This is a genomic window from Streptomonospora salina (genome assembly GCF_014204715.1).
Classification (GTDB): Bacteria; Actinomycetota; Actinomycetes; order Streptosporangiales; family Streptosporangiaceae; genus Streptomonospora; species Streptomonospora salina.
The window spans coordinates 2,991,123-3,013,120 of record NZ_JACHLY010000001.1; the positions used below are offsets into that span (position 1 = coordinate 2,991,123).

22 protein-coding genes are annotated in these 21,998 nt (G+C 71.2%); 14 read left to right on the forward strand and 8 right to left on the reverse strand.

The window, feature by feature from the left end:
- Window positions 1–80 precede the first annotated feature (80 nt).
- Window positions 81–533, reverse strand: a complete 453-nt coding sequence (locus HNR25_RS13695; RefSeq protein ID WP_184635640.1) for an ATP-binding protein — start codon at window positions 531–533, stop codon at window positions 81–83.
- A gap of 181 nt (window positions 534–714) precedes the next feature.
- Window positions 715–957 (reverse strand): phosphoribosylformylglycinamidine synthase subunit PurS, encoded by a 243-nt coding sequence (purS, locus tag HNR25_RS13700; protein WP_184635642.1) that lies wholly within the window; start codon window positions 955–957, stop codon window positions 715–717.
- Window positions 958–1,457: 500 nt separating this feature from the next.
- On the opposite strand from purS, the gene HNR25_RS13705 reads away from it, so the two are divergent.
- The 5 genes from HNR25_RS13705 to HNR25_RS13725 all read left to right on the forward strand — a co-directional run bounded on the left by HNR25_RS13705 (window position 1,458) and on the right by HNR25_RS13725 (window position 6,560).
- Entirely contained in the window at window positions 1,458–2,060 is a 603-nt protein-coding gene (locus HNR25_RS13705) for a sigma-70 family RNA polymerase sigma factor (protein ID WP_184635644.1), read from the forward strand.
- A gap of 456 nt (window positions 2,061–2,516) precedes the next feature.
- Window positions 2,517–3,632 carry a pyruvate dehydrogenase (acetyl-transferring) E1 component subunit alpha gene (gene pdhA / locus HNR25_RS13710; protein WP_184635646.1) on the forward strand — a complete coding sequence of 372 codons (1,116 nt, stop codon included), beginning with the start codon at window positions 2,517–2,519 and terminating at the stop codon, window positions 3,630–3,632.
- A 2-nt stretch (window positions 3,633–3,634) separates the two neighbouring features.
- Window positions 3,635–4,612, forward strand: coding sequence for an alpha-ketoacid dehydrogenase subunit beta (locus tag HNR25_RS13715; RefSeq protein WP_184635648.1), 978 nt, complete (start codon window positions 3,635–3,637; stop codon window positions 4,610–4,612).
- A gap of 29 nt (window positions 4,613–4,641) precedes the next feature.
- Window positions 4,642–6,129 (forward strand): dihydrolipoamide acetyltransferase family protein, encoded by a 1,488-nt coding sequence (locus HNR25_RS13720; protein ID WP_184635650.1) that lies wholly within the window; start codon window positions 4,642–4,644, stop codon window positions 6,127–6,129.
- Between the two features lie 251 nt (window positions 6,130–6,380).
- Window positions 6,381–6,560 carry a hypothetical protein gene (locus HNR25_RS13725; protein WP_184635652.1) on the forward strand — a complete coding sequence of 60 codons (180 nt, stop codon included), beginning with the start codon at window positions 6,381–6,383 and terminating at the stop codon, window positions 6,558–6,560.
- Between the two features lie 59 nt (window positions 6,561–6,619).
- Here HNR25_RS13725 and HNR25_RS13730 read toward each other — a convergent pair whose 3' ends face one another.
- From HNR25_RS13730 to HNR25_RS13740, 3 genes are read right to left on the reverse strand one after another with little or no spacing between them, the layout of a single operon-like run.
- Window positions 6,620–6,799, reverse strand: coding sequence for a DUF397 domain-containing protein (locus HNR25_RS13730; protein WP_184635654.1), 180 nt, complete (start codon window positions 6,797–6,799; stop codon window positions 6,620–6,622).
- A 21-nt stretch (window positions 6,800–6,820) separates the two neighbouring features.
- The gene (locus HNR25_RS13735) at window positions 6,821–7,000 is read right to left on the reverse strand and encodes a DUF397 domain-containing protein (protein WP_184635656.1); all 180 of its coding nucleotides are present in this window, start codon (window positions 6,998–7,000) and stop codon (window positions 6,821–6,823) included.
- Window positions 6,993–7,796 (reverse strand): helix-turn-helix domain-containing protein, encoded by an 804-nt coding sequence (locus HNR25_RS13740; protein WP_184635658.1) that lies wholly within the window; start codon window positions 7,794–7,796, stop codon window positions 6,993–6,995. The genes HNR25_RS13735 and HNR25_RS13740 overlap by 8 nt, the downstream gene beginning before the upstream one ends.
- A gap of 173 nt (window positions 7,797–7,969) precedes the next feature.
- Here HNR25_RS13740 and HNR25_RS26530 point away from each other — a divergent pair, with 173 nt between their 5' ends.
- Genes HNR25_RS26530 through HNR25_RS13750 form a run of 3 tightly spaced genes read left to right on the forward strand, consistent with a single transcriptional unit; the run spans window position 7,970 to window position 8,585 of the window.
- Entirely contained in the window at window positions 7,970–8,095 is a 126-nt protein-coding gene (locus HNR25_RS26530) for a hypothetical protein (protein WP_281387534.1), read from the forward strand.
- Window positions 8,092–8,400: a hypothetical protein gene (locus tag HNR25_RS13745; RefSeq protein WP_184635660.1), complete on the forward strand. Its 309-nt coding sequence runs from the start codon at window positions 8,092–8,094 to the stop codon at window positions 8,398–8,400. The genes HNR25_RS26530 and HNR25_RS13745 overlap by 4 nt, the downstream gene beginning before the upstream one ends.
- Entirely contained in the window at window positions 8,397–8,585 is a 189-nt protein-coding gene (locus HNR25_RS13750; protein ID WP_184635662.1) for a hypothetical protein, read from the forward strand. The genes HNR25_RS13745 and HNR25_RS13750 overlap by 4 nt, the downstream gene beginning before the upstream one ends.
- A 161-nt stretch (window positions 8,586–8,746) precedes the next feature.
- On the opposite strand, the gene HNR25_RS13755 is transcribed toward HNR25_RS13750, so the two are convergent.
- The 3 genes from HNR25_RS13755 to HNR25_RS13765 all read right to left on the reverse strand — a co-directional run bounded on the left by HNR25_RS13755 (window position 8,747) and on the right by HNR25_RS13765 (window position 10,022).
- Entirely contained in the window at window positions 8,747–8,953 is a 207-nt protein-coding gene (locus tag HNR25_RS13755; protein ID WP_246463663.1) for a hypothetical protein, read from the reverse strand.
- Window positions 8,954–9,002: 49 nt separating this feature from the next.
- Window positions 9,003–9,389 (reverse strand): VOC family protein, encoded by a 387-nt coding sequence (locus tag HNR25_RS13760; RefSeq protein WP_184635664.1) that lies wholly within the window; start codon window positions 9,387–9,389, stop codon window positions 9,003–9,005.
- A 255-nt stretch (window positions 9,390–9,644) separates the two neighbouring features.
- A complete protein-coding gene (locus HNR25_RS13765) occupies window positions 9,645–10,022 on the reverse strand; it encodes a hypothetical protein (RefSeq protein WP_312862535.1) in 378 nt (125 codons plus the stop codon).
- 728 nt (window positions 10,023–10,750) lie between these two features.
- Here HNR25_RS13765 and HNR25_RS13770 point away from each other — a divergent pair.
- The 6 genes from HNR25_RS13770 to HNR25_RS13795 all read left to right on the forward strand — a co-directional run bounded on the left by HNR25_RS13770 (window position 10,751) and on the right by HNR25_RS13795 (window position 21,910).
- Complete coding sequence (locus tag HNR25_RS13770; RefSeq protein WP_184635666.1) at window positions 10,751–11,395, forward strand: GntR family transcriptional regulator; 645 nt, start codon at window positions 10,751–10,753, stop codon at window positions 11,393–11,395.
- Between the two features lie 104 nt (window positions 11,396–11,499).
- Window positions 11,500–12,780 (forward strand): MFS transporter, encoded by a 1,281-nt coding sequence (locus tag HNR25_RS13775; protein ID WP_312862536.1) that lies wholly within the window; start codon window positions 11,500–11,502, stop codon window positions 12,778–12,780.
- A gap of 168 nt (window positions 12,781–12,948) precedes the next feature.
- On the forward strand, window positions 12,949–13,596 hold the full coding sequence (locus tag HNR25_RS13780) for an OB-fold-containig protein (RefSeq protein WP_184635668.1): 648 nt from the start codon (window positions 12,949–12,951) through the stop codon (window positions 13,594–13,596).
- Window positions 13,597–13,686: 90 nt separating this feature from the next.
- On the forward strand, window positions 13,687–14,559 hold the full coding sequence (locus HNR25_RS13785) for an LLM class flavin-dependent oxidoreductase (RefSeq protein WP_184635670.1): 873 nt from the start codon (window positions 13,687–13,689) through the stop codon (window positions 14,557–14,559).
- 291 nt (window positions 14,560–14,850) lie between these two features.
- Window positions 14,851–16,887 carry an SPFH domain-containing protein gene (locus HNR25_RS13790; RefSeq protein ID WP_184635672.1) on the forward strand — a complete coding sequence of 679 codons (2,037 nt, stop codon included), beginning with the start codon at window positions 14,851–14,853 and terminating at the stop codon, window positions 16,885–16,887.
- Window positions 16,888–16,891: 4 nt separating this feature from the next.
- Window positions 16,892–21,910 (forward strand): DNA repair ATPase, encoded by a 5,019-nt coding sequence (locus tag HNR25_RS13795; RefSeq protein ID WP_184635674.1) that lies wholly within the window; start codon window positions 16,892–16,894, stop codon window positions 21,908–21,910.
- The last annotated feature ends 88 nt before the right edge of the window (window positions 21,911–21,998 follow it).

Sequence of the window (21,998 nt, forward strand, 5' to 3'; positions counted from 1 at the left end):
GGGAGCCGGGCGCCGTGTGCGGCCGGACCGCTTCCGACGCTTCCGGATCCCGAGGTTACCTGCCGGCCCCGGTACCGGGGTCAGCGCAGGACCGGCTCCATACGACTCCACTCGCCGTGCTCGGGCGGACCCGGCCGGCAGCGGATGACGCGCTTGGCCATGTGCAGCCGGGTGCTGCCGTCGGGGTCGGCGAGGACCGCGACCTCGTCCATGATCTGGCGCATCAGAAGAAGGCCCCTGCCCGACTCGGATTCGATGTCGGGCAGGGGCACCCGGTCCGGGTCGAACCCGATGCCCCTATGGGCGACGTCGACCTCGCAGGATTCGGTTCGCACCCGGGCCGTGACCCGGTACCCGGTGGACGGGGATCCGTGGTCGACGGCGTTCGCGCAGGCCTCGGAGGCGGCGAGCAGGATCGGGAAGCGGCAGTCGGCGCAGACGCGGGTGCTGCGCAGCGCTTCGTTGAGGAAGTCCCGCACCACGGCCACGGTGTACGCCTGTCGGGGGAGCGCAATCGAGAATTTCACATCCATCGCAAGCCCTCACGACCGGTAGGCACACGGTGAAACTTTCCCGGGGTGCGCTCTGCGAAACGGACATGGGCGGGAGTTGGCCGGATGCGGCAGGTGATATGGCGGTTCCGCAGCGCTACCCAACCCGGGTGCCGGTCCGCGACGAATTCGGGTCACTGTCGGCGTGCCGTCTCGACGCGTCCTAATCCACGTGCAGCGAGAAATCCTCGATGACCGGATTGGCGAGCAGCGTCTCGGCCATTCGCCGGACCTCCTCCAGCTTGGCCTCGTCGGCCTCGCCCTCGACCTCCACCTCGAAGCGCTTTCCTTGGCGGATTCCGCGGATTCCGGAGAACCCGAGGCGTTCGCAGGCGCCGGCGATGGCCTGGCCCTGGGGATCCAGAATCTCCGGCTTGAGCATGACGTCAACCACGACGCGGGCCACGGGGTCCTCCACTGATCGATCGGGCGGCGGGTTCGGTGCGGGGGGAGTCGCGTCCGCGTCCGCGGGTAGCGGGGCGGAGGCAGCAGAAAGCGTACGGCACCGGGGCGGTTCCGAGCAGGCACCGTGCGGGCCGTTGCGTCGGCGTCTATCCTGGACGGAGGTGCATGTGGTTCACCGTCACCCTCGAACCGCCCGCGAAGGGCCTGCACAGGGGGCGCGCCGCGTCCCTGCCCCTTCGCAACGCCGTCACCGCCCGCTCTCAGGGAGACGCATCGCAGCCCGAATCCGTCCCCGCACCGTCGGCCGTCGCTACGCCACGGAGACCGTGCGCATCCGCTCGCATGAAGGCGTTCCGCGGACCTGTCCACCGGATTTCGGAAGGGAGCGGACTCCGCCCCGGGGATTCGGTGACAAGCATCACCCGGGCCGGAGGCATCATAGAAGGCCTTTGCGTGCGTCTACCCGACCAGTAGCACGGCCGGTCGTCCCAAGGGGGAGATTTGACGACCATTGACCTGGAGCGAGTGAGCGAATCCGCCGAGCCCGCCGAAGAGCTCGACTTCGCCACCGCCGTCACCCCGTACGCCGATCAGCTCTACCCCACGGCGCTGCGCATGACCCGCAACTCCGCTGACGCGGAGGATCTGGTGCAGGAGACGTTCGCGAAGGCGTTCGCCAACTTCCACCAGTACCGGGCGGGCACCAACCTGCGCGCGTGGCTCTACCGCATCCTGACCAACACCTTCATCAACGGCTACCGCAAGAAGCAGCGCGAGCCCCGCCAGGACTCCACCGACGAGATCAAGGACTGGCAGCTCGCCGCAGCCGAGGCGCACTCCTCCACGGGACCGCGCTCGGCCGAGGCCGAGGTACTGGACCGCTTGCCCGACTCCGCCATCCGGCACGCGCTGGCCGCGCTGCCCGAGGACTTCCGCCTGGTCGTCTACCTCATCGACGTCGAGGGTTTCACCTACAAGGAGGTGGCGGCCCGCATGGGCACGCCGCTCGGCACCGTGATGTCGCGGCTGCACCGCGCGCGCCGCCAGCTGCGCGGGCACCTGGCCGACTACCGCAAGGACCGCGGCGTCAGCGCCGCGGCCTGACCTCGCGCGCACCCGGCGAGGCCGCGCCCCGAACGCGCAGGGCGGCCGCTCGATCGCGGCATGCCCCCGGGCGCGAAACCGCCCGCCGTCCGGATGCGCCGGCGGGGCCGCCCCCTTCCCGGAGAGGCCCCCCGGTGTAGCTCTGTGTAACCGCTTCCCGCTGTGCGGTCACCCGGTATGCCACGGGTGGCCCGCTGTGGTTCTCGGCCGTCCGAATTCTTCTTCGGACGGCCTTGCAATTGGTAGGAAGCCCTGCTAGTTGCACTTTCCGGTGTCTCGGTCATGATGGGGCCGCGGACGAAAGTCGGCGCTGGGCCCTTGCGCCTTCAGCGGTGAGTTCTGTCACGATGTCGGTAGGGCTGTCCGCTTATACCCGTTACCCCGGGTGAGCGGCAGAGATCCGGCCGACGTAGTGGCACCCCGCGAAACCGGCCCCGAGTACCCGAGGAGCGACAGGTGTCGGACAACACCGCGCATGGAGAACCCGAGCTCGTCCAGCTCTTGGCTCCGGACGGAGAGCTGCACGACGACCCCGACTACCCGCTGGACATCAGCGCCGAAGAGATCCGCGGCCTCTACCGCGACCTCGTCCTGGTCCGCCGCGTCGACACCGAAGCCGTCGCGCTGCAGCGCCAGGGCGAACTGGGCCTGTGGGCCTCGCTGCTGGGGCAGGAGGCCGCCCAGATCGGTTCCGCGCGCGCATTGCGCCCGCAGGACACGGCTTTCCCCTCCTACCGCGAGCACGGCGTCGCCTGGGCGCGCGGCGTAGCGCCCAAGGAACTGCTGGGCCTGTTCCGCGGCGTGACCAACGGCGGCTGGGACCCCGCCGAGTACGGCCTGCACCTCTACACCATCGTCATCGGCAGCCAGACCCTGCACGCCACGGGCTACGCCATGGGCGTCCAGCGCGACGGCGCCACCGGTGAGGACGGTTCGGCGGTCATCGCCTACTTCGGCGACGGCGCCAGCAGCCAGGGCGACACCAGCGAGGCGTTCACGTTCGCCGCCGTCAACAACGCCCCCGTCGTGTTCTTCTGCCAGAACAACCAGTGGGCCATCTCCGAACCACCGGACCGCCAGACGCGCGTCCCGCTGTACCGCCGCGCCGCCGGATTCGGCTTCCCCGGCGTGCGCATCGACGGCAACGACGTCCTGGCGTCCCTGGCGGTCACCCGCAAGGCGCTGCAGCAGGCCCGCGAAGGGCAGGGCCCCATGCTCATCGAAGCGTTCACCTACCGCATGGGCGCCCACACCACCAACGACGACCCCACCCGCTACCGGGCGTCGGCCGAGCTGGAGGAGTGGAAGGCCAAGGACCCCATCCTGCGGCTGCGCACCCACATGCAGACCGCCGGCATCGCCGGCGACGACTTCTTCACCGAGGTCGAGGACGAAGCCGACCGCCTCGGCGAGCGGCTGCGCGCGGAGTGCCGGTCACTGCCCGACCCCGACCCGCTGGACATCTTCCACGAGGTCTACGCCGAGCCCAACACCCAGATCGACCTGCAGCGGGCCGAGTTCGCCGACTATCTGGCGTCGTTCGACGACGCCGGCGCCGAAGGAGGGCGGTGACCATGAGCGTCGACCTCACGATCGGGAAGGCGATCAACGCCGGCTTGCGCCGCGCGATGGAGTCCGACCCCCAGGTGCTGGTCATGGGCGAGGACGTCGGCCGCCTCGGCGGGGTGTTCCGCGTGACCGACCAGCTGTACAAGGACTTCGGCGCCGACCGCGTCATCGACACCCCCCTGGCCGAATCGGGCATCGTCGGCACCGCCATCGGCCTGGCCCTGCGCGGCTACCGGCCGGTCTGCGAAATCCAGTTCGACGGCTTCTTCTTCCCGGCCACCAACCAGACCTTCGCCCAGCTCGCGAAGATGCGCCGCCGCTCCGCGGGGGCGCTGAACGTCCCGGTCGTGCTGCGCATCCCCTACGGCGGCGGCATCGGCGCCGTCGAGCACCACAGCGAGTCGCCGGAGGCCTATTTCGCCCACACGGCGGGGCTGCGGGTGGTGACCCCGGCCAACGCGGTCGACGCCTACTGGATGATCCAGCAGGCCGTCACGTCACCCGACCCGGTGGTGTTCTTCGAGCCCAAGCGGCGCTACTACGACAAGGCCGAGGTCGACACCGGCGCATCGGAGGCCGCCGCGGCGATGGGATCGGCCCGCGTCGCGCGTCCCGGCAGCGACGTGACGCTGCTGGCCTACGGGCCCATGGTCAAGACCGCGCTGCAGGCCGCCGAGGCCGACACCGAGCGCTCCATCGAAGTCGTCGACCTGCGCTCCCTCGCGCCGGTCGACTACGCCACCGTCGAGGAGTCGGTGCGGCGCACCGGACGGCTGGTCGTCGCGCACGAAGCCCCCGTCACCGGCGGCATCGGCGGCGAGGTCGCGGCGCGCGTCACCGAGTCCTGCTTCTACCACCTGGAGTCGCCGGTCATCCGCGTCGGCGCCTTCGACACCCCCTACCCGCAGTCCCGCCTGGAGGAGCACTACCTGCCCGATCTGGACCGGATCCTCGACGGCGTCGACCGCGCGTTCGCGTACTAGAAGGGGGCGGGAGAGACAAGGTGAACCAGGTGAACACCGAACAAGGCGGCGTACAGGAGTTCCGGCTGCCGGACGTGGGCGAAGGGCTCGTCGACGCCGAGCTGCTGCAGTGGTATGTGCAGCCCGGCGACGAGGTGCAGGTCAACCAGATGATCTGCGAGGTCGAGACCGCCAAGGCGGCCGTCGAGCTGCCCAGCCCGTACGCGGGCACCGTGCGCGAGCTGCTGGCCGAGGCCGGATCCACCGTCGACGTGGGCGCGCCCATCATCACGATCGACACCGGCGGCGCGGACCCCGGCGGCACCGGGGCCGGCGCGGAGGAGACCGAGGAGCGGGAGAAGCCGCTGGTCGGCTACGGCGAGCGCGCGTCCTCGACCACCCGCCGCCCGCGCCGCAGGCGCACGGGTGCACAGGCCGGTACTGCCGCTGCGGCGCCCGCCGCACCCGGCGGCGCGTCCGGTGGCTCCGATGGGGAGGCCGCACCGGCCGCACCGGCCGTACCCTCCGCACCGGCGGCCCCGTCGGGTCAGGGCGCCGGGAGCGTGTCCGACCCGGCGGCGGGCAACGGCACTCGGGCGCGTGCACTGGCCAAGCCGCCGGTGCGCAAGCTCGCCAAGGATCTGGGTGTCGACCTGGCGTCGGTCGCCCCGACCGGACCGGGAGGCCTCGTCACCCGCGACGACGTCCGCCGCGGCGCCGGCGAGGCGGCAGCACCCGCCGCCCCCGCCGCACAGCCCGCGCCGGCGGCACAGCCCGGGCAGCCGGAGCGGCCCGAGCAGGAGTCCGTGCCCGCGCCCGCGGCTGATGCCGGGGCGCGTGAGGAGCGCATCCCGGTCAAGGGCGTACGCAAGCACACCGCCCAGGCCATGGTGCGCAGCGCGTTCACCGCGCCGCACGTCACCGAGTTCCTGCAGGTGGACGTCACCGAGGCGATCGCGACCGTCGACGAGCTGCGCGACCGGCGGGAGTTCGCCGACACCAAGGTGTCGCCGCTGCTGCTGGTGGCGCGCGCCCTGCTCACCGCCGTGCGCCGCCACCCCGAGGTGAACTCCTCCTGGGACGACGAGCGCCAGGAGATCGTGCGCAAGCACTACGTGAACCTGGGCGTCGCGGCGGCCACCGACCGGGGACTGGTGGTGCCCAACATCAAGGAGGCCCACACCAAGCCGCTGCCGGAGCTGGCACGGGAGTTGCAGGCGCTCACCGAGACCGCCCGAGCGGGCGACGCGACCCCGGCCGACCTCACCGGCGGCACGATCACCGTCACCAACGTGGGGGTGTTCGGCGTGGACGCCGGAACGCCCATCATCAACCCGGGGGAGGCCGCGATCCTGGCGTTCGGCCAGATCCGCGACATGCCCTGGGTGCATGAGGGCGAGCTGGCGGTGCGCAAGGTGACGACGCTGTCGCTGTCCTTCGACCACCGGCTGGTCGACGGCGAACTGGGCTCGAAGGTCCTGCGCGACATCGGCGCCATGCTGGAGGACCCCAAGACCACGGCGCTGATCTGGGGCTGACGCCTGTAGCGGGGCGGGGCTGCGGTCCCGCCCCGCTACGTGTGCCGGGCGGCCGGGCCGTGCCCGGACACCGGGCGGGTGCGCCCGTTGTGTCGGGTCCGCCGAAAACGAGTGCGGGATCTTGACCGTTTTCCAGCACTGTGCCGGTAATAACCTCGCGCTCGGCGGGAGAACAGCACGCCCCCAGCCCGATGCCGGGCGGTCCCGCCCCCGCTATGCGCAGCCTGCGTGCTGAATCATAGGATTAGAGGATGTTCGCCCTCTCCCCGATGATCCTCGTCATCGGCGTCGTGGTCCTGCTGGCTGTCGTCGCGGTGGTGGCTCTGGTGATCGTGCTGGCTGTGAAGTCCGGCACGTCCGATGAATCCGGCCCGCCCCAGCCGCCGCAGCGCCCCTACCCGGGCGACCCGCCCGGCCCGCCCCCGCAGTAGCGCAACCTCCTCCAGCAGCAGGCCGCCGCGTCCGGTGCCTCCGCCCTCGCGGGCCGGGGTCAGCGGAGGCCGTCGGCCCGCAGCGCGGTGACGAAGGCGTGCCATTCGTCGGCGGGGAAGCCGAGGTGGCCCTGGTCGCGGTGCTGCGTATCGCGGACGAGGGTCTCGTTCCCCTCGGCGACCTCGACGCAGTCGGCGTCTTTAGCCCCGCTGTAGCTGCTCTTGTGCCACTTATCCATGAGTCTCTCCTCCGGCCGGGGTCAGCGGAGGCCGTCGGCCCGCAGCGCGGTGACGAAGGCGTGCCATTCGTCGGCGGGGAAGCCGAGGTGGCCCTGGTCGCGGTGCTGCGTATCGCGGACGAGGGTCTCGTTCCCCTCGGCGACCTCGACGCAGTTGGGGTCCTTGGCCCCGCTGTAGCTGCTCTTGTGCCACTTATCCATGAGTCTCTTTCCTTATGCGTTCGATCAGCCGGATCGATTCCGATTGAGAGAGGGATTCTGAACACAGCTCCCCGAAGACGCCCACCATTTCAGTGACCTCGTTGGGCTTCTGTATGACGGCTTGCCCCCGCGCGTGATCGGCGTGCACGACCTGCCTACCGCCTTCCAGCGTCATGATCCGGAAGGCTCCGGCGATGGCAGGACGCCACGGGGCCTGCGTAGGCAGCACCAGAGGCACTACAGAGCTGGACTCGGCGAGCCACAGCACATGCTCCAACTGCTCTCGCATGACGTGTTCGTCTCCGGCGACACGGCGTAGAACTCCCTCATCCATGATCACCCGCAGGATAGCGCCCGGCCTGAGGTTTCGGATCCGGTCTGCCCTGACTTTGATGCTTTGCTCCGGAGCGCCGTGGTTGTCGCATTCCCGGCGCATGACCCAGCGGATGTAGGTCTCGCATTGGAGGAGGCCCGGGATGAGGAGCGGCTGGTACTCCCAGATCTCTTTGGCGGCCCGTTCCAGCTTGATGAAGTCGCGCCACTCTTCGGGAATCTCAGCGGCATGGCTCATGTCTTGCCAGAGCTGCCACAGAGCGCCGCCTGTAGACAAGTGCCCGTCAAATTTGCTGGCAATGTCGGATTTCGGTGCTCTTGTGGCCATCTCATATTTGCTGACGACTTGTCGGCTCATGTTGGCTGCCCGTGCGAGCTGAGTCTGCGTCATACCAGCTAGTTCCCGGTTCTGCTTGAGAGCAGTGGCCCAAGGCAACCATTCTTCATGTACGTGCTCAACCATGCGTCCATCGTGCTCTACCTGTCTTCAGGCTGTCTACGGATTCTCTAAAAAGACCCGATTGTGTAGCGATCATAGAAGGTTCGCATTGCGCAGGGGATCCTTGAACGCGAAAGACCCCCGCGACACGGGCGGTGTCCGGGGGCATGGTCCCCAGCTGAAGTGGAGCTGACGACATGTCGATCCTAGTAGGGCTGCTCGGCCCGGTGGCGCTCGTCGCCCGACTGGTGCGCCCGTCACGCGGTCTGCACGCCGCACCCGTCCGGTGGGTCCGCTTCGAGCCGGGCCCGGTGGCGCTGTGAGGGCCGCGAAGGGGCTGGTCGAAAGCCCGCGCTCGTGGCGCGACGTCCCCGAGTCGGGAGCCGTCTACCGCATCGGCGCCGAAGCCGGGGCCGTACTCATGGAGTGGCGACCGGCTCCGGACGGGAGGTGCGTCGACGTCTTCATCCACCGCGCGGTCTACGACCGCCGCCGCGGGGTGCGGCTCGCCCTTCCGGCGGCGGACTTCCAGCTCCGACTGTTCAACCGGATCCGCTTCCAGTCGTGGGATCCGTGCATCTACCCCCTCGGCTTTCCCCGCGACCGGGAAGAAGGAGGTGCGCCGTGAGCGCGCAGCGGTGGGCGTGCCGGCTCTGCACGCGCCCCAACACCGGGACGGTCTGCGGCTTCTGCGGGAACCCGCTGTCGGAGCAGTGGCGCCTACCGCCCCTGACCGCCGAGCGCGGCAGATCCCGCCGCGACCGGACCGCCCGCGTACGCCCCTACGTCCGGGCGTTCACCGGCGAGCCGTAAGACCGCCCTGATTCCCGCCCCGGTACGGCCGCCTCGGGTCAGCGGGGGCGGTCGGAGCCCGAGGCGGTGCCGGGGCGTGACCGCCGCGCAGAAGCGATGGCCGTGGCAGCGCCACGAGATCCCCGTGAGCGCCGGTCACGCCTTCGCGGGATCAGCCCGGACTAGCCGCCGTGGGAGGTGGGCGTCGACGGCCGCAGGAACCGCGCCCCCGCTGCGCAGACCACGGTGAGGCACGCGAGCATCCCGACGGCCCAGACGCTGCCCTGCTCGCCCGAGTGGAACAGCGGTGGGATGAGCGATATCAGCACGGCAGCCGACACGGACATCCCGAGCAGGCTGACCACGAACATCCACGTCTTCTTCATCATGGACCCGATCGGATCATCCGGCGGCGGCTCCGGCGCGGCTGCCCCGCGTTCAGGGGTGGCGGCTTCCGAGGACGCAGAACTCGTTGCCCTCCGGGTCGGCGAGTACGACCCAGTCCGTATCGCCTTGGCCGACGTCGACGCGCCGTGCGCCCAGATCGAGCAGGCGGCGGACCTCGTCGTCCCGTTCCCCGTCGGTCGGGTTGACGTCGATGTGGACCCGGTTCTTGGCGGCCTTCCCTTCGGGCACGGGCAGGAACGTCAGCGTCGGCGGCACCGGGCCCGGGCGGTCCTTGCCTTCGGGCACCGCAGGGGAGCCGATCGCGACGCCCCCTTCTTCCTGGGCCTGCACCTCGTAGCCGAGGACCGCGCACCAGAACCGGGCGAGACCGGCGGGATCGGCGCAGTCGATCGCGAGCTCGGTGAATTTGCTCGTCATGTCAGGGCCTCCCGGGCGAGTAGCGGATCCGCCCGACGCAGCACGCCGATCGCGGACCGGGGCGTCGCCGGCGCCGTCTTGAGCGTCTCCCGGCATACGTGCGGCCGCGGAGGCGCTACCGGGGTGCTGTGCGTTTTCCGCGAGACGTGCGGAACCGAACGGGTGTGTGCGGCGTCAGAACCGACAGAGGCCGAACAGGGCGGCCGGGGAGGGAACCGGGGGCCCGGGCGGTGGTTCTGCAACACCGGGGTCTCTTCACGCGGCTGTGAGGGACGGGGCGTGGTGCCTGCCGCGTTGGAAGGGGCTGGAGAGGGGGAACGTGAGTGCGCTCAGCAGCTGTGCCGCTCCGGCGGGGTCGCTGGCCGGGTGCGTGACGGTGCTGCCGACGAGGTCGTTCCAGAAGAACTTTCCGTCGCGGCACCAGACGTTGATGCCGCGCATGACCGAGATGACTGCGAGTTCGGACGTTCCGGCCTGATACATCGGCCGGGCCGCGACCGCGACGAGTTCGTCCCACAGTGCGGTGACGGCTCGTTCGGCGCAGAACGCGTGCCGAGGTCTGTGTTTCACGCGGTTGGCCAGTGCAGCCTTCACACGGTTCGCCCGCGGGTTGTTCAACCGCCAGTGACTCACTTCGACGTCTCCTGATCAGTTCGGTTTCCGCCGAGGGGCGCCGCCTCCGGGCGAGCCGGCGCGCTACCGCGGTCAGAGCATGGGTCGGTCAGTCGAAAGACCCACGATCCTGCAAAGTTGGTAGGCAGCGAACCCTGTCGTTACCTCCTGGTTATTCTTTGCGTTCCGGATAGTAGCAGCAATCGCCCCCTAGGGGTCGACCCTCGAAAATGTGACCCATGACACAGATGGAACTCGGGTGACTGGCGGGTGTACAGGGAGTTTTTCCTGTTCAGGAGGGGTTTCGAGGTGCTCTGGGGGTGAATCGGGCGCGCTTCGGCGCCTGGGGGATGTCGGGTCCGTCACCGGGGTCGGCCGGGCGGTTCGGGGTGCGTCATCCCCGGTCGTGCGGGGGTTCCCGGTAATCGCCGGGGTGTCGCTCCCGGTGTGTGCGCCCCGAAACCTGTTGAACCGTACAAAACTTCTCGTCGGTATTCGGAACGGCCGTTGTCCGGAGGTTGTGATCGGCTTTCGGTGGTCGACGGGTTGCGGAGCGTGGTAATCGGGTCGCGCGCTCGCTCGGTGGGGGTGCCGCATCGCCTTCTGCGGCGTGAGGCGCGGCTCCGGACGGAACGACCGTCTCTTCGGGGTTTCGCCGACTGCTTCGGGGCGGACGTGGTACGGGCCACCCCGTCCGTTTCCGCTGCCTCTGTGCACGCACCCGCGGGCGCGGTTAGCATAGATACAAGATGCATACAACGACCTCGGCGACCGACCGCGCCTACAGCTACGCCAAAGACGCGATCCTCGACCGGCGTTACGCCGGAGGCGACCTCATCAGCGAGGGCGATATCGCGGCCGGTGTCGGCGTGTCCCGAACCCCCGTGCGCGAGGCGCTGCTGCGGCTGCAGGCCGAAGGGCTGGTACGGCTCTATCCCAAGCGCGGGGCCCTGGTCGTCCCGGTGTCGCAAGGCGAGATCGACGACGTGATCGAGACCCGGCGGATGGTCGAGGGCCACACCGCGCGCAAAGCCGCCGGCGCCGACGCCGATACGCGCGGAGCGCTCGTCCGCCGGCTGGGCGAGCTGCTCGACCGGATGCGCGCGGAGGTCGACGGGGACCGCCAGGCGTTCGTCGTGGCCGACCGCGGTTTCCATCGGGAGATCGTCGCCGCGAGCGGCAACGACATCCTCGCCGGTACGTACGACTCGTTGCGCGACCGGCAGTTGCGCATGATGGAAGAGGGGGTCCGCACCGTGGCGCGGATGTGCAGGAACATCGACGAGCACGCCGCCATCCTCGCGGCGATCGAAGCGGGGGACGCCCCGGCCGTCGACCGCGCCGTGCGGATCCACATGGACGGGGCCGCGGAGCTGCTCGGGGCCCGGACGTGAGCGGCCCGCCGTCCGCGGCCGACGGGACCGGCGCCGCCCGCGCCCCGCAAGAGCCGGTCCGAACCACGCAGGCGCACGCACGCACCGATTCATCCGGTGACCGGGTGTCCACGGCGTCCGCGGACGCCGCGTCTCCGCCCCCCGCCATCCCCGCGGAACCCGCCGGCGGCGCCCGCGCCTGGCTGGTGTGGGGGATCGGCGTCGGCGTCTACTTCCTGGCGATGTTCCACCGCAACGGCCTCGGTGCGGCGGCGTTGCAGGCCCAGGAGCGCTTCGACGCCGGACCGGCGCTGCTCTCCCTGCTTCCGATGCTGCAGCTGCTGGTCTACGTCGTGCTGCAGGTGCCCACCGGACTGCTCGCCGACAGGGTCGGCCCGCGCGTGTCGCTGACGGCGGGGTCGGTGCTGATGGCGCTGGGCGTGGCGCTCTTCGCGGTCGCGCCCTCCATCGAGGCGGCCGTCGCCGGCCGGGTGCTGATCGGTGTCGGCGACGCCGTAACCTTCCTCAACGTCATCCGCCTCGCCGCCCTGTGGTTCCCCCGTTCCCAGTACGCCCTCGTCAGCGGGCTCACCGGGGTCGCCGGCGGGATCGGCCAGGCGGCCAGCGTCGCCCCGTTGGCGTTCGCGCTGCGCGGCATGGGCTGGACCGGCGCTTACCTCTTCTTCTCCGGCTTGACCGTGGTGATGGCGCTGCTCGTGGTGCTGGTGGTGCGCGACCGCCCTTCGGGCCGCGGATCCGCACCGGCCCGTTCCCCCGTGCGCGCGTGGGAAAGCGTCCGCGAGGCGCTGCGCACCCGCGGAACCCGGCTGGGCCTGACCCACCACGCCGCGATCATGCCGCCCTATACGATGCTCGGCGTGCTGTGGGGATACCCCTTCCTCGTCGAGGGGATGGGCTTCGCCCCGGCCCTGGCCGGGACACTGCTCTCCGGCGTCGGCCTGTCCGTGCTGTGGCTGTCCCCGCTCATCGGCGGACTCATCGGCCGCCGCCCCGGCATGCGGCGCCCGCTGGCCACGGCCCTGGTCGGCTTGTTCGTCCTGGGCTGGTTCGCGGTGGTGGGCTGGCCCGGCGGCCTGCCGCCGTCCCCAGTGGTGGTGACGGTCCTGGTGGTCAGCGCCGCCGGTGCGGTGGCCGCCCCGGCGCTGTCGTTCGACTTCGCCCGCGACGGGCTGCCCGCCGAGCGCACCGGTGTGGCGTCGGGGCTGGTGAACATGAGCGGATTCCTGACCACCGTCGTGGTGACGGTGGCCGCGGGGCTGGTCCTGGAAGCCGACGCCGGATTCCAGGCGGCGTTCGTTCCGCTGACGGTCACCACCGCGCTCGCGGGCGGCGCACTGCTGGCCATGCTCTGGAAGCGGCCCCGGGCGGCGTCCGCCGGCGCCTGAGACCCGCCGAGGGCGGGCCGGCGGCGCCGGATCTGGCCGCTTCCGGACAATCCGCATCTGCGGTCTGCACCTCCCCGCCCCCGGTTCGGTAGCGTCGTGGCGCGCGTGCCGGAACCGCGGTGCGGCGGTCGTGGTGCGTAGCCGACAGGGAAACACGAGACACAGCCCATGAACGGTCTGCTCGAAGCCTCCCTCGCTTTTCCCACGGTCCTGTTCAGCTTCCTGCTGCTGGTGGTCGTCGGCTACTGGCTGTTCGTCGTCCTGGGCGCCGTCGACACCGACATCCTCGACTTCGACGCCGAACTCGACTCCGGCTCCGCCGGCGGGCTCGGCGGTGCGCTCGGGGCGGTCGGCCTCGGCGGCGTCCCGGTGACCGTGGTGCTGTCGCTGATGATCGCGGTGGCCTGGTTCGTGAGCCTGGTGGGAACCGTGCTGATCGATTCGCTGTCCGACACGTCGCCGCTGATGATCGCGTTGGGTCTGGTGGTCCTGGTCGCGGCCGTGGTCATCGCCTGGGGCGTCACCAGCGCGATCGCGATGGGCGTACGCGCGTTCCTGCCACCCGAGCGCCAGAGCCGCGGGGCCGACTTCGTCGGCCGGACCTGCGTGGTGCGCACCGGCCGGGTCGACCGGGACTTCGGCCAAGCCGAGATCTCCGCCGGCGAGGGCTCGTCGTCGCTGATCGAGGTCCGCACCATCGGCGACGAGCGGCTGACGTCGGGAAGCACGGCGCTGATCTTCGACTACGACGCCGACGCCGGCGTCTACCGCGTCACCCCGTTCGACTCCGCGCTCGACCCCGGTTCGCCGGACTGAGGCGTGGCGGGTGCTCCGCCGGGGAGCGCTCCGTCCACAAGCGCGGCAACGCCGTTGCCCGCCCGGATCCGGGCGCGGTAGGAACGGAGCATGACGACACTCGGTGCCGTGTTCCGGCCCCAACTTCCCCCCGAACGCCTCCGCCCTGTGGTCCGCGCGGCCGAGGACGCGGGCCTGGAGGAACTGTGGCTGTGGGAGGACTGCTTCATGGAAAGCGGTATCGCCACGGCGTCGGCGGCTCTCGCCTGGACCGAGCGGCTGCGGGTCGGAGTCGGCCTGCTTCCCGTACCGCTGCGCAACGTCGCTCTGACCGCCATGGAGGCGGCCACCCTGTACCGCCTGTTCCCGGACCGTGTCACGCTCGCCGTCGGCCACGGAATCCAGGGCTGGATGGACCAGGTCGGCGAACGGGCGGATTCGCCCATGACACTGCTGGAGGAGCACCTTGCGGCGCTGCGGGCGCTGCTGCACGGCGAACGCGTCACCACCGAGGGCCGTTACGTCCGCCTCGACGGCGTCGCCCTCGACTGGCCGCCCGCCGTCCCGCCCCGGCTCCTCGCCGGTGCGCGCGGCCCGCGCACGGTCCGCTTGTCGGGCAGCGGCGCGGACGGAACCGTGCTCGACTGCGCAGCGGGGCCCGACGACGTTCGGCGGGCCCGGCGGCTGATCGACGAGGGCCGCGCGCAGGCGGGGCGCACCGGCGACCACCGGGTGGTGTCCTACATCGTCGCCGCGACCGGTCCGGGTGCCGACGAGCGGCTCGCCGCCGAACTCGACACGGAGGCGATCGCTTCGGTGCCCGACGTCGCGGTGTCCGGCGACGCGGACGCCGTCGCCGCCGCCGTGCGGCGCCGTGCCGAGGCCGGAGCCCATACCGTCGTCCTCCAGCCCACCTCCGACGAGCCGGACCCCGAGGGGTTCGTGCGGTTCGCCGCCGAGGAGGTCCGTCCGCTGATCGGCTGACCGGGGCGGATCCGCCCCGGCCGCCGGCGGTGTCCGGCCGGTTCCGGACAGGGCGGCGGCTGCCGGGAACCCGTCCGGGCCCGTCGGCGTCCTACACCCGGGGCTGCGCCGCAGTAGGGAGGGTCCGAGTGCGCGGTGCCCCGATCCCCTGTAATCGTTCCCCCGATTCCCCCCGTCCCTCCGCCCTCGCACCGCGCCCGCGCGCCCGTCGCCGCCGGCCCGCCCGCCGAGGCGACGGCGCTCCGCGGCGCCCGCGTCCGAGGCTTCCAGGATGAAAGAGAACACTTCCTGATGGATTCGAGCACCATCACCACCGGGGCAGGCGTGCTGCTGGCCGTCGCGCTGCTGGTCGTCGTCGGTCTGGTACTGACGATCTCCCGCCTGTTCCGCAAGGTCGAACAAGGCAAAGCGCTGATCGTCTCCAAGGTCCGCAAGGTCGACGTCACCTTCACCGGCGCCGTGGTCCTGCCCGTGCTGCACCGCGCCGAGGTCATGGACATATCGGTCAAGACCATGGAGCTGGAGCGCAACGGCACCGACGGGTTGATCTGCAAGGACAACATCCGCGCCGACATCAGCATCAAGTTCTTCGTCCGGGTCAACCCCACCACCGACGACGTGCTGCGCGTGGCCAAGCTGATCGGCGTGGACAACGCCAGCAGCCAGGACAAGCTGCAGGACCTCTTCAGCGCCAAGTTCTCCGAGGCGCTCAAGACCGTCGGCAAGCACTTCGAGTTCGAGGACCTCTACACCCGCCGCGCGGAGTTCCGCGACCGGATCATGGAGGTCATCGGCCAGGACCTGAACGGCTACGTCCTCGACGACGCCGCGATCGACTATCTGGAGCAGACGCCCAAGGGCCGGCTGGACACCGACAACATCCTGGACGCCCAGGGCATCCTCAAGATCACCGAGCAGACCAAGCCCAAGAACGAGCGCACCCACCTGCTGGAGCAGGACGAGGCCAAGGAGAAGGACCGCCAGACCACCGAGTCCATGGAGGCCCGCGAGGAGCTGCGCCGCCGCCGCGAGGAGGCCGAGTCCAAGGCCGCGCGCGAGATCGCGACCCTGCAGGCCCGCGAGGAGGCCGAGACCGAGCGCGTCCAGGCCGAGGAGCGGCTCAAGGCCCAGACGGCCCGGATCCGCACCGACGAGCAGCTCGGCGTGCAGAACCAGAACCAGCAGCGCGAGATCGCCGTCGCCGAGAAGAACCGCGAACGCGTCATCTCCATCGAGGGAGAGCGGATCGAGAAGGACCGGATGCTGGAGGTCGTCGGCCGCGACCGCGAGACCGAGCTGGCCAGGATCGCCAAGGACAAGGAGGTCGAGGGCGAGAAGCGCGAGGTCGCCGACGTGGTGCGCGAGCGCGTCGCCGTCGACAAGACCGTCGCCGAGCAGGAGGAGAACATCAAGAAGCTGCGCGCGGTCGAGGAGGCCGAGCGCCAGCGCCAGGCCACGGTGATCCAGGCCGAGGCCGAGGCGCAGGAGAACCTGGTCAAGGACATCAAGGCCGCGGAAGCCGCCGAGCAGTCCGCCAAGCACCGGGCCAACGAGGAGCTGACCCTGGCCGAGTCCCGCCAGCAGGCCTCCGAGCTCGACACCCGCGCCAAGATCCGCCACGCCGAAGGGCTCCAGGCCGAGTCCGCCGCCGAGGGCCTGGCCGCCGTCCAGGTGCGCGAACAGGACGCCGAGGCCGTCGAGAAGGTCGGCCGCGCCGAAGCCTCCGTGGAACGCGAGAAGGCCAAGGCCCAGGCCGAGGGCGCGCGCGAGAAGCTCCGGGCCGAGGCCGAAGGCCTCAACGACAAGGCCGGCGCCATGGCCGCCCTCGACGAGGTCGGCCGCGAGCACGAGGAGTACCGCCTTCGCCTGGAGACCGAGAAGGACGTCCGCATGGCGGGCATCGACGTGCACCGCCAGGTCGCCGAAGCCCAGGCCTCGGTACTGGCCAGCGGCCTGGACAAGGCCGACATCAACATCGTCGGCGGCGACGGCATGTTCTTCGACCGCATGGTCAACTCCATCGGCATGGGCAAGGCCGTCGACGGGTTCGTCGACAACTCCGACGTCGCCCGGAACCTGGGCGGATCGTGGCTGGAGGGCTCCCAGGACTTCGCCCGGGACCTCTCCCGTGCGCTGGGCGAGGTCGGCACCGACGGCATCAAGAACCTGACGATCTCGGCGGTGCTGATGCGGTTGATCGACTCCGGCGGCCCCAACACCGAGCAGTTGCGCGAGCTGTTGAGCACCGCCAAGCGGCTGGGTGTCGACGAAGCCCCCGTGTCCGCCCTCGACAGCGCGAACCCCGACGGCGCGAAGGCGAAGCGGTGAGCTGGTGACCGACGCCGCGACCGGGGGGTCCGCCGAGCCGGACCCCCCGCCTTCCAGCCCCGCCGGCGATATCGACGCCGGAACCTACGAGGTACTGCGGTCGCGCCTGTCCGGCCAGGCCAAGGAACTGGCCCGGCGCGCCGAACAGCTCAACAGCCGCCGCGTGGAGGTGTTCGGCGGCAACGAGCTGACCCTGGCCGGGACGGCGCGGATCCGCACCGCCGACAACTGCGTCCCGCGCGACATCGTCTCGGTCGGCGGGCACATGCTCTTCGGCTACAACGCTTCCGCCGGCCTCAAGCCCGAGACCCGTGTGGGCGACGTGTTCTCGCTGCACACCTTCGTCCGCGAGTCCGAGGACGGCTCCGGCGCGTTCCGGTTCGACGACGCCGAGTCCGTGCCCGAACTGCTGGCCGACCCCCAGTTCGAACGCGACTTCGGCGAGCTGTACCGCTACTACCGCGAGACCCGGCTGATGCAGCTGCGGCGGGTCGAGGAGAAACTGCTCGCGGTGTTCCAGACCGGCCCGCGCACCGCAGACGTGCGGGTGCTGCGCTGGGACGTGCGCGCCGACGGCTCGATCGGCTACCTCGACAACCGGGGCGAGCGCGACCACGTGTTCCCGTCGCCCTACGACTTCGAGTGGATCCCCACCACCCGCGACGACCACGTGCAGGGCCGCCACCCCCACATCTCCGTTCTCGGCGAGCTGTTCGTCGAGACGGTCGGGGGCACGCTGACCGTCAAGGTCGTCAACGACACCGAGACCGGCGAGGGCATCTACAGCGAGCCCGTCGACGAGCGGCTGCAGAGCCTGGCCGACGCCGAGGTCTCCTACGCCCGCATCGGTGCGCTCATCCTGCTGCGGGTGCTGCCCTACAACGAGTCCCAGGCCCGGCACCTGGTGTTCAACACCCGCACCGCGGACGTGGTGCGGCTGGACGGCATCGGCCGGGCGTGCCGGCGGCTGCCCGACGACCAGGGGATCGTCTTCCCCGGTGGCTACTACCTGTCGACGGGGGCGGTCAAGACCTTCGACACCGATCTGCAGGAGCTGGAGTTCGAGAAGGCCGTCCGCTCGCCCAACGGCGAGGACGTCCTCTACGTCTTCCACGCCCGCAGGGAGGGCCGCAGCCTGCTGCTGCCCTACAACGTCATCCGCAAGGAGGTCGCCGCCCCGATCCCCTGCCACGGGTACTGCCTGTTCGACGACGGGACCCTGGCGGTGTTCCGCGCCGTCTCCGACGAACCCACGCGCGTGCACCCCGTGCAGGTGTGGCGGACCCCCTACGTCTCCGACGACTACGCCGCCGCCCAGCCCGTAGGAAGCGGCCCGTTGGAGCGGGTCGGCAACGCCGAGCTGGTGCGCGGCGTCTCCGACTTCCTGTCGGTGGCGCGCATGGTCGAGGAGATGACGCCGTCCACAGCGGTGTTCGAGGCGCTGATCGCCAACTGCCGCCGGGCGGGTGACCACTACCCGTGGATCGGCGACCCCGAGCTCGGCGGCCTGGACGAGCCGCTGGGCGAGGTGCGCGCAACCGCCGAGCAGGTCCTCGACGAGTTCGAGAAGGCGCAGGAGCTGACCGCCCAGGCCGAGAAGGCCGTGGCCGAAGCCGCCGAGCAGGTCGCGTCGCTGGTGCGCCGCTCCCGCGGCGAGATGCCGCGCTCGGCCCCGGCGTGGGTCTCCCGGCTGTCCGAGCTGCGCCGCGCCCAGGGCCGTCTCGTCACGCTGCGGGAGATGCGCCATGTCGACACCGGCCGGGTCGAGGAGCTGGACTCCGAACTGGCCGCGGAGCTGACCGACGCCGGCAAGCGCGCCGTGGAGTTCCTGCAGGGCGAGGACGCCTTCACCGGCTACCACACCGAGGTCGACCGGCTGGTCGCCGACGCCGAAGCCATCACCGCCGTGGCCGAGGCCGCGCAGGTGGCCGAGCGCATCGCCGAGCAGACCGAGGGCCTGGAGACCGTCACCGAGGTCGTGGGGTCGCTGGAGATCGCCGACGCCCGTGTGCGGACCTCCATCCTGGAGCGCGTCGGCGAGGTCCTGGGCGGCGTCAACCGGGCCCGCGCCACGCTGGAGGCGCGCCGGGGCGAGCTGCTCGACGCCGAAGGGCGGGCGGAGTTCGCCGCGGAGTTCGCACTTCTGGGACAGGCCGTCACCGGCGCGCTGGCGGCCGCCGACAGCCCGGACCGCTGCGACGAGCAGCTGGGCCGGCTGATGCTGCAGCTGGAGAACCTGGAGTCGCGCTTCGCGGAGTTCGACGAGTTCCTCGACGAGCTCTCCGCCAAGCGCGACGACGTCTACGAGGCGTTCTCGGCCCGCAAGCAGTCGCTGCTGGATGAGCGGGCCCGCCGTGCCGACCGGTTGGTGGAGTCGGCCGAGCGCGTGCTGTCCACCGTCACCCGGCGGGTGGCGGCCTTGGACTCCCTCGACGAGGTCAACACCTACTTCGCTTCCGACGCGATGGTCGCCAAGCTCCGCTCCAGCGCCGGGGAGCTGCGCGAGCTGGGCGACACGGTGCGCGCCGAGGAGTTGGAGGGGCGGCTCAAGGCCGCCCGCGAGGAAGCCGGGCGGTCCCTGCGCGACCGCGTCGACCTCTACGACGGCGGCGACACCATCCGGTTGGGGCGGCACCGCTTCGCCGTCAACAACCAGCCGCTGGATCTGACGCTGGTGCCCGGCGAGGGCGGGATGGCGCTGAGTATCACCGGCACCGACTTCCGCATGCCGGTGACCGACCCCGACTTCCTGGCCACCCGGGCGTTGTGGGAGCAGTCGGTGGTCTCGGAGAGCCCCGAGGTCTACCGCGCCGAGTACCTGGCGGTGTCGCTCCTGCTCGACGCGGAGTCGGGCGCCGGCGCGACGCCCCTGTCCGAGCTGCACCGGGCCGCGGCCCAGGGCGGGGAGGACGCGGGCGCCGGGCTGCTGCCCGTGGTCCGCGCGGCCGCCGAGGAACGCTACGACGAGGGCTACGAACGCGGCGTGCACGACCACGACGCCGCGCTGCTGCTGGGGGCGCTGCTGCGCCTGTACGCGGACGCCGACCTGCTGCGCTATCCGGCGCCGGCCCGCGCGGCCGCCCAGGTCTTCTGGGCGTTCGGCGCCGGGGAGGACGCCAAAGCGGCCTGGTCCACCCGGGCCGCGTCGCTGGCGCGTGCGCGCGCCGCCTTCGGCGGGCACCGCTCGCCGGCGATCGACGTGCTGTGCGCCGAACTGGACCGGGCGGTGGCGGCGTTCCTGCCCGAGGCCGGGTTGGAGCGGGCGTTCGAGGACACCGATTCGGCGGGGGAGTACCTGTTCGAGGAGCTGGCCCACGGCGGCGGGTTCGTCACCGCTGCGGGGGCGCGCACGCTGCTGGACCGGTTCCGCCGCGCCCTGGGCCCCACGGCGGCCGCCGCGCGGCAGGACTTCGAGCGCGACGTGCGGTCCCTGGACGGCGACCCGGCAGCACGCCACCAGTTGGTGCACGCGTGGCTGGAGTCCTACCTGGCGTCCTCGGGCGCCGAGGCGGGACCCGACCTGGTCGAGGCGGCGGCGGTCGAACTGTGCGGTTCGGCACTGGACCGCCGCGACTCCGCGGCCGAGCTGAGTACCGGGGTCACCGGGCTGCTGGGGACCCACCCGCGCATCGCCGAGCGCCGGGCCGTGCTGCGCCTGGACGAGGTGCTGGCGCGGGTGCGCCGCTTCCGCACCGAGCGCGTCCCGGCTTTCCGCGACTACCAGCGCCGCCGCCACGAGCTGGTGGCGCGCGAACGCGCCCGGCTGCGGCTGGAGGAGTACCGGCCCGCGGTGATGAGCGGGTTCGTGCGCAACCGGCTGCTGGACGAGGTCTACCTCCCGCTGATCGGCGACAACCTCGCCAAGCAGATCGGCGCGTCGGGCGAGGACAAGCGCACCGACCAGTCGGGCCTGCTGCTGCTGATCTCGCCGCCGGGGTACGGCAAGACAACACTGATGGAGTACGTGGCCAGCCGGCTCGGCCTGGTGTTCGTCAAGGTCGACGGGCCGTCGCTGGGGCAGTCGGTCACGTCGCTGGATCCGGCCGAGGCCCCCGACGCGACGGCGCGCCGGGAGGTCGAGAAGATCAACTTCGCACTGGAGATGGGCGGCAACACCCTGCTGTACCTGGACGACATCCAGCACACCGACCCGGAGCTGCTGCAGAAGTTCATCTCGCTGTGCGACGGCCAGCGGCGCATGGAAGGCGTCTGGGAGGGCCGCACCCGCACCTACGACCTCCGGGGCAAGCGGTTCGCGGTGTGCATGGCCGGCAACCCCTACACCGAGCAGGGCAGCCGGTTCCGGGTGCCGGACATGCTGGCCAACCGCGCCGACGTCTACAACCTGGGCGACGTGCTCTCGGGCCGGGACGAGTCGTTCGCGCTGAGCTACATCGAGAACGCGCTGACGTCCAACCCGGTGCTGGCCCCGTTGTCCACCCGTGAGCGCGGCGACGTCGAACTGCTGGTGCGCATGGCCGACGGCGACGAGTCGGTGCGCGCCGACCGGCTCTCCCATCCCTACTCCGCGGTGGAGCTGGAGCAGATCCGGGCGGTGCTGGCCACGCTTCTGCGCATGCAGCGGGTGGTGCTGGCCGTCAACCGGGCCTACATCGCATCGGCGGCCCAGGCCGAGGAGTCGCGGACCGAGCCGCCGTTCCGGCTGCAGGGCTCCTACCGCAACATGAACCGGCTGGCGGAGAAGGCGGTGCCGGTGATGAACGACGCCGAGCTGGAGGCGGCGATCGACGACCACTACCGGGGCGAGGCTCAGACACTGACCTCCGGAGCCGAAGCCAACCTGCTCAAGCTGGGGGAGCTGCGGGGCACGCTCACCGCCGAGCAGGCCCGGCGCTGGGAGGAGGTCAAATCCGCCTACGTCCGCGCCAAGGCACTGGGCGGCGAGGGCGACGATCCGGTGAACCGCGCGGTGGGCGCTGTGGGGATGCTGGCCGACCGGGTCGGCGCGGTCGAGACGGCCATCGGGCGCGCCGCCGACCGGATGCGCCCCGGCGGCGGCTGAGCGCCCCGGGGTCCGCGGGCGGCCGCCGCCGGTCGGCGGGGAGTGAGAGGACTCTCTCGAAAGGGGTGGGGGGTGGGCGCTGGCGACC